Annotated in this window: 8 protein-coding genes and 1 pseudogene; 3 read left to right on the forward strand and 6 right to left on the reverse strand. The window is 49.0% G+C overall.

The genetic code is table 11. From position 1 onward, the window contains the following. Positions 1-13 precede the first annotated feature (13 nt). From rpoZ to dapF, 5 genes are read right to left on the reverse strand one after another with little or no spacing between them, the layout of a single operon-like run. On the reverse strand, positions 14-220 hold the full coding sequence (rpoZ, locus tag C508_RS0109070; RefSeq protein WP_018703241.1) for a DNA-directed RNA polymerase subunit omega: 207 nt from the start codon (positions 218-220) through the stop codon (positions 14-16). Further along, complete coding sequence (gmk, locus tag C508_RS0109075; protein ID WP_018703242.1) at positions 217-858, reverse strand: guanylate kinase; 642 nt, start codon at positions 856-858, stop codon at positions 217-219. The genes rpoZ and gmk overlap by 4 nt, the downstream gene beginning before the upstream one ends. Before the next feature lie 22 nt (positions 859-880). After that, complete coding sequence (gene remA, locus C508_RS0109080) at positions 881-1147, reverse strand: extracellular matrix/biofilm regulator RemA (protein ID WP_018703243.1); 267 nt, start codon at positions 1145-1147, stop codon at positions 881-883. 43 nt (positions 1148-1190) lie between these two features. Continuing rightward, entirely contained in the window at positions 1191-2090 is a 900-nt protein-coding gene (locus C508_RS0109085; protein WP_018703244.1) for a YicC/YloC family endoribonuclease, read from the reverse strand. Next, positions 2090-2938 carry a diaminopimelate epimerase gene (dapF, locus tag C508_RS0109090; RefSeq protein ID WP_018703245.1) on the reverse strand — a complete coding sequence of 283 codons (849 nt, stop codon included), beginning with the start codon at positions 2936-2938 and terminating at the stop codon, positions 2090-2092. The genes C508_RS0109085 and dapF overlap by 1 nt, the downstream gene beginning before the upstream one ends. A gap of 226 nt (positions 2939-3164) precedes the next feature. Between dapF and C508_RS0109095 the strand changes: the two genes are divergently transcribed. From C508_RS0109095 to C508_RS18210, 3 genes and pseudogenes are all read left to right on the forward strand, one after another. Further along, a complete protein-coding gene (locus tag C508_RS0109095; protein ID WP_018703246.1) occupies positions 3165-4928 on the forward strand; it encodes an Rqc2 family fibronectin-binding protein in 1764 nt (587 codons plus the stop codon). A 153-nt stretch (positions 4929-5081) separates the two neighbouring features. Beyond that, positions 5082-5801, forward strand: coding sequence for a helix-turn-helix domain-containing protein (locus C508_RS18205; protein ID WP_018703247.1), 720 nt, complete (start codon positions 5082-5084; stop codon positions 5799-5801). Positions 5802-5839: 38 nt separating this feature from the next. After that, a pseudogene (locus C508_RS18210) lies at positions 5840-6601 on the forward strand (IS3 family transposase); the annotation flags it as partial. Here the strand turns inward: C508_RS18210 and C508_RS0109110 are convergent. Then, positions 6602-6842: transposase (locus C508_RS0109110; protein WP_018703249.1), on the reverse strand; the 241-nt coding region annotated here is incomplete at its 5' end.

Here is a 6842-nt window from a genome sequence, read left to right on the forward strand (position 1 = left end):
GCAGTCGCCCCCTTTACTTGATTCCGTGTTTTGTCCGTTCATAGGTCACGCGGTCAGCGGCGATTTCCTCCAGCGCTACGGTAACTTGCTTTTTGGCGCGTCCTTCTAACGCTCCCGGTTCTTCATCCAGCAAGGTCCGAGCTCGTTTAGCCGCTAAAACTACCAGCGTATATTTGCTGTCCACTTTTGTCATCAATACATCTAAAGATGGTTTTATCATATCAATTCCCCCGTATGTGAAATATCTCCAAATTTTTGCATGCTTGCAATCAAGGCGGCGTTGCGCCGTACGCGACACTTTTCTGCCATCACAATTCCCTTAATTTTGGCAACGGCATCAGCCACTATGTCATTCACCAACACGTAGTCGTATTTAGAAGCCAAGGTCACTTCGTGCTCCGCCGCTTGCAAGCGGCGTTCAATTACGTCCGCTGTTTCCGTCCCCCGGCCGGCTATACGCCGCCGCAACTCGGTCAACGAAGGCGGCATCAAAAAGACAAAAACTCCATCCGGATAGCTTTCCTTTACCTGCAACGCGCCTTGCGTGTCAATCTCCAGCAAAACATCACTGCCTGCCTCTAAACGCTCCAACACGTAATTTCGCGGCGTGCCGTAATAATTTCCATATACTTCCGCCCATTCCAACAAGGCTTTTTCCTGGATCATATCCTGAAAACGTTCTTTTGGCGTAAACCAGTAGTTCACGCCATGAACCTCCCCCTCCCGAGGGGCTCTAGTCGTAGCGGAAATAGAAAATTCAAGGTATGGCAATTGCTGCAGCAATTCCTTGCACACCGTGCCCTTGCCGGTCCCGGAAGGGCCTGAGATTACAATTAAAATCCCCTTAGTTTGCGCCATAGCCGCTTCCCTCGCTTTTATTTTAGTCTTGAGGATCGCTGCCGCTATCCTTGTTCACCAAACGATGCGCCACCGTTTCCGGCTGTACTGCGGACAAAATGACATGATCGCTATCAGCAATGATGACCGCCCGAGTACGACGTCCGTAGGTAGCGTCAATCAGCATGCCCCTGTCGCGAGCTTCTTGAATAATCCGCTTGATTGGCGCTGATTCAGGGCTGACTATCGAAATAATGCGGTTAGCAGAAACAATATTACCAAACCCAATATTGATCAACTTGATGTCCATAAATACATCCTCCTAAACGTTAATTTGACCGTAACATACTAGCTTATTCTACGTTTTGCACTTGTTCGCGCATTTTTTCAAGCTCGCTTTTCATTTCCACGACGATTTTCCCCAATTCAAAATCATTGGCTTTTGACGCCATGGTATTGGCTTCCCGATTGAGTTCCTGCAGTAAAAAATCGAGTTTCCGCCCCACCGGCTCCAGTACAGACAAGGTAGCCGTAAACTGGTCTAAATGACTGCGAAAACGAACGATTTCCTCTACAATGCCGATGCGATCGGCAAAAAGCGCCGCTTCTTGGAGCACTCGGCTCTCATCTGGAGCCGTTCCCGCCGCTGCCAAAAGTTCTCGCAGCTTAAGGAGCAGTTTTTCCTGATATTCGCAAGCTACTTGGGGCGCCCGGCCTTCCACCATCTGCAACCGTTCCCGAAGCAAGGCAATACGCCGCACAAAATCCTCTTGCAAATTGCAGCCTTCCTGACGCCGCATCGCCAGAAGCTGGTATAAAGCCGCCTCTAACGCTTCCTGCAGCACAGGCCAGCGGTTTTCGGCATCTTCCTGCGCTTCCGTTACTCTGATAATATCCGGATAGCGCAGCAGCTGCTCCACCGTCAGCGTTTGGGGCAATCCCAATTGCGTCGCCAACTCCTGGCCCGCTTGAAAATAGGCTTTAGCCAATTCATAATCCACTTGCACATTAGCGGCCTTCGAGCCAACTTCCTCAAAAGAAATAAATACATCTACCCGGCCGCGTTGCAGCTTTGCCGAAACAAGCCGACGTACGCGTTCTTCCAGCACCAACAGTGATTTAGGCATACGTACGACTACTTCGCCATAGCGATGATTTACCGATTTAATCTCCACTTGCATGCGGAAGCTGGCGCCTTCTTGCACAGGAGAGGTCGCTTCACCGCGCCCAAAACCAGTCATGCTCTGGATCACTATACCGCCTCCTGTCCGCGCAGGCGGCAGGAACCGCGAAATACTTCTGTCGCCGGCCCTGTCAAATACACATGATTATCTTCTTCCGACCATTCCACTTCCAGTACACCGCCGTCGAGAGCCACTTTACAGCGTCTTTCCGCCAGTCCGTTCAACACGGCCGCCGTTACGGTTGCACAAGAGCCAGTGCCGCAAGCCAGCGTAACCCCAGCGCCGCGTTCCCATACACGCATGCGCAATGCTTGGCGATTGATAACCTGGACAAATTCCACATTGGTCTTGCGAGGAAAAAAAGCATGTGTTTCCAGTTTCGGCCCCCAAAGCTCCAGCGGGACCGCTTCCGCATCGTCTACAAAGATCACCGCATGCGGATTGCCCATGGATACGCAAGTAACAGCAAAGTCTCCATGCTCTGTTTGCAAAGACCGGTTGACAACGCGTTCCTCTCCGCCATCTTTAACAGGGATGTCCTTTGCTGCCAGCTTAGGTTCCCCCATATCCACCCGAACCTGTCCGTCTTCCAGCAGCTTCGGACGAATCAAGCCTGCTTTTGTTTTAAAAGTCATTTCTTTTTGGTCTGTCAAGCCGTTTTCATAGGCAAAACGAGCCATGCAGCGAGTCACATTGCCGCACATCTCCGCTTCACTGCCATCAGAATTAAAAATTCTCATTTCAAAATCAGCTTCCTGTGACGGCAAAAGCAGCACTAGCCCATCCGCTCCAATGCCGAAGTGCCTGTCGCATACTGCAATAGCCGCTTGTGCATTATCAGGAAAGGTGTACTTGCTTCCATCCACTAAAATAAAATCATTCCCACAACCATGCCATTTGCTAAAAGAAAACTGCATTCTTATCCCTTCTTTCCTTAGCCGCATCCATTCCCTTCAGTAACGGCACTAGCGCTGCCAATAGCAGCGTCATCCATTGCTACTTATTGTACTGGCAGAAGCTGTTCTTGGCAAGTAAAAAACCCGATAAATCTCCGTTTTACTCCCGAAATCGCTCTAAAATTGACCCGTACGCCCTTGAATGCTATACTGAGTTCAACCTTTTATTATGCAAGGAGGAACGCGCATGGCTAGTATCGACGGCCTTACCTGGTGCGCCGTTGCCGCGGAGCTTTCCGCCAAGTTAATTGGCAGCCGCGTAGACAAGGTGTTCCAACCCCATTCCCATACTATCGTTTTGTCCCTGCGCCAGCCGGGACATTCTTATTTTCTTTCTCTCTGCGGCCTGCCCAATTCGGCAGCCGTTCTGCTTCTTGATGAGCGTCCGGAAACGCCCTCCCAAGCGCCTGCGTTTTGCATGCTGCTGCGTAAGCATTTAGAAGGCGCTCGTTTGCTGAACATCAGCCAGCCAGGCTTTGATAGACTGCTGATTTTTAATTTTGCAGCCAGGGAAGAGGGCGGGCAACTTACTGAAAAAGAACTCGTCTTAGAAGTTGCAGGACGTCACAGCAATTTAATTTTTCTTCGCAACGGCCTTATCGCCGATGCAGTACGAAGAGTAGGTCCCGAAGACAGCCGCTTGCGGCAAATTCTACCGAACCTGCCTTATGAAACCCCTCCCTTGGAAGGAAAATTAAATCTCGCAACGCTCAAGCAAGAGTTGTTCGAGCAGCGCTTTCTCTTGCAAACAAATCAAGGCGCCCCCCCAACCGCCTCGCTGATGGCCACGTTGGCTGGTGTTGGCCCGTTTACAGCCGAAGCGTGCCTTGCAGCCGCTGCAGAGCTAGGCACTAACGACCCATTAGTCCATCGTATTTGGCAGGTTCTCGCAAATTGGCAAAAACAATTGCAAAACCCAGATTTTTGGCACGCCCATGCCGTATTGCGTCCCAATGGAAAAGTCCAGGCGCTGCTTCCTTTTTTACCTGCAACACTTCCCGACGGCTCCACTTCCCTAGCTTGCGTCTCCCTGCTTGACGCCTTAGCCTGGCTGCACCGGCATGAAGCGCAGCAGCAACTGCCACAGCAGCAAGAATTACAACGTGTCGTTCAAACTGAACTGACAAAACTGTCTCGTAAAAAGCATATTTTAGAGGAAGAATGCCAAGACGCCTCCTTAGCCGATCATTGGCGCCTTTACGGCGATCTGCTGATGGCGCAGCTGCATCTGGTGGCAAAAGGAACGTCTGAAGCCATGCTCCCCAACTTATTCGAACCCGATACGCCAATCGTTAAAATTCCGTTGGACCCTGCGCGCACGCCTGCCGAAAACGCCCAGCATTGCTATCGGCAATATAATAAAAGCAAGCGGCGTCAGATTGTTTTAGCTGAGCAAATCCAGCAAACAACAGATACGCTTTCTTATTTGGACAGCGTGCAAACCATGCTGCACACGGCAGCAACAACTGTAGAAATTCAAGAAATCCGCCAGGAACTCGTAAATACAGGTTTCTTAGCAGCCCCCAAGAAAAAACAAGCCGCCCTTCCCCTCAGCCAACCGCTGCAGGTGCAAGGACCTGAGCAAAGTCTGATTTGGGTAGGACGCAACAACCGCCAAAATGACGAGCTGACCTTCCGCCGCGGCAAACCAGGAGATTTGTGGTTTCATGCCAAAGACATGCCTGGCTCGCATGTTCTGTTGCAAATGCCGCCAGGCCAAACCGCCAGCAAAGAGGCGATTGAGCTTGCGGCGTCATTGGCCGCTCATTTCAGCAAGGGCTCTGCTTCCAGCCGTGTTGCCGTCGATTATACGGACCGTAAACAGGTCAAAAAGCCTTCCGGCTCCAAACCTGGCTTTGTTATTTATTTCCAACAAACCACATTATATGTATCACCCGACCCGGAACGTCTTAAGCCTTATCTGGATAATAAGAAAATGAAAACAAAGTAACAGTAAGGAGTATATTATATTTCTTAAAACTTGACGCATCTGCTTTTTGCAGCTGCAAAAACCATTCAAAAAAGCTGCCCGGCACAAAAACTGATATGCTCCCCCTAGATAGGACAATGAAAAAATACATTGTCCTATCTAGGGGGTAATTTTATGCCACATAAAGAAAAAGTCTCGACTGATTTGAAGATAGATGCTTGCAAGAGGTATTTGGCCAAAAGCATGCGCATAGCCGATATAGCAAACACTCTGGAAGTTGATCAGAAACTAGTGAGGAGATGGATTTTTCAGTACCAGTCAGAAGGTGAAGCTGGTTTAAAACCGCAGAAGAACAATCGAGTGTATCCGCCAGAGCGGAAACTTGCAGCTGTGACCGATTATCTGCAAGGAAATGATTCCCTATTGGGGATTTGCAAGAAATACCAGATTCACTCGGATTACCAATTGCGTCATTGGGTAAAGCAGTATAATGGACATGAGGAGTTCAAACTCCGGTCAGGAGGAAGTCGAATCATGTCGAAATCTAGAAAAGTAACGCAGAATGAGCGTGTGGAAATCGTGAAATACTGTCTTGCCCATGATACGAATTATGGTGAAGCAGCCCTTAGATACCAGGTATCATACCAACAGGTATACCAATGGACAAAAAAATACCTAGAAATGGGAAAAGTGGGTCTAGAGGATCGGCGTGGGCATCGGGTTGGAACCTTGCCTGGCCGTACCCCGCAAGAAAAACTAGAGGCTGAAATTGCCCAGTTGAAACACAAGAACTGGAGGTTGCAGATGGAGGTTGACGTGCTAAAAAAACTGCAGGAACTGGAAAGAAGGGATGTCTTGGCTTTACGCGTCAAGAACGAGAATACGAAGCCGTAAAAGCTCTAGCTGAAGATAAGCAAAAGCATTACCCAGTTGAGATATTGTGTAAAATCCTGCATGTCAGCCGGTCGGCCTATTACCATTGGCGCAATGACGGCAAAAGCCTGCGTGAGCAAGAAAACGAACGGCTAGCCCAAGAAGTGATGGAAATCCATGCGCAGCATCCGGATAAAGGGTACCGCCGGATTCGAGACGATCTAAATCGCAAATACAAGGAACAAGTAAACGACAAACGCATCCTGCGGATTACTCGGAAACTTCATATCCAATCTACAATAAAAAATCCGCATAACTGTTGCACTCGCTGCGCATCGAATCCGGCGTATATAGCAGATAACCTTCTAAATCGCAAGTTCCATGCGGATAGCCCTAATGAAAAATGGCTGACCGATGTAAGCGAGTTTAAATATTTTGAAGGTCCCGTCATGCGTAAGCTTTATCTAAGTGCCATATTGGATCTCTATGATCGCAGAATTGTGTCGTTTGTAGTACGCGACCATAATGATAACCGGCTGGCGTTTGATACGTTCGATGCAGCAGTAAAAGCAGAACCAACCGCACATCCACTGTTTCACAGTGATCGCGGTTTCCAGTATACGAGCCTCGGTTTTCACAATAGAATCGTCAAACAGAAAATGACACAAAGCATGTCCCGCGTAGCCCACTGCATTGACAATGGTCCCATGGAGGGCTTCTGGGGAATACTGAAGCGCGAGATGTACTATGGCCGGAAATTCACCAGTAGAACGGAGATAGTGTCAAGGAATGTTCGCAAAAACCATCGCACTCCGAAATAGCTAAGCGCTTTTGCTCAACTGTTGTTGAATTTCGTTGATAAGCATAGGATTTATATAAGAACGCCCGCTAGACCAGTCCTCGCTATATTCGATAAGATAGCTGGTCACTAGGCGAATGTAGGAATCCATACTTGGGAAAATGCCTACGACTTTAGTGCGACGGCGTATTTCCCTGTTTAGCCGTTCCAGAAGATTGGTGGATGCAATTTTTCGAGCGTCAATTTGCCGGAAATTGAAGAAT

The organism is Anaeromusa acidaminophila DSM 3853 (assembly GCF_000374545.1).
Taxonomy (GTDB): Bacteria; Bacillota; Negativicutes; order Anaeromusales; family Anaeromusaceae; genus Anaeromusa; species Anaeromusa acidaminophila.

Excerpts from the sequence above, each read along its gene's own strand:
- rpoZ (WP_018703241.1), bottom strand. The coding sequence starts at position 220 with ATGATAAAACCATCTTTAGATGTATTGATGACAAAAGTGGACAGCAAA.
- C508_RS0109095 (WP_018703246.1), top strand. The coding sequence starts at position 3,165 with ATGGCTAGTATCGACGGCCTTACCTGGTGCGCCGTTGCCGCGGAGCTT.
- dapF (WP_018703245.1), bottom strand. The coding sequence starts at position 2,938 with ATGCAGTTTTCTTTTAGCAAATGGCATGGTTGTGGGAATGATTTTATT.
- remA (WP_018703243.1), bottom strand. The coding sequence starts at position 1,147 with ATGGACATCAAGTTGATCAATATTGGGTTTGGTAATATTGTTTCTGCT.
- C508_RS18205 (WP_018703247.1), top strand. The coding sequence starts at position 5,082 with ATGCCACATAAAGAAAAAGTCTCGACTGATTTGAAGATAGATGCTTGC.
- gmk (WP_018703242.1), bottom strand. The coding sequence starts at position 858 with ATGGCGCAAACTAAGGGGATTTTAATTGTAATCTCAGGCCCTTCCGGG.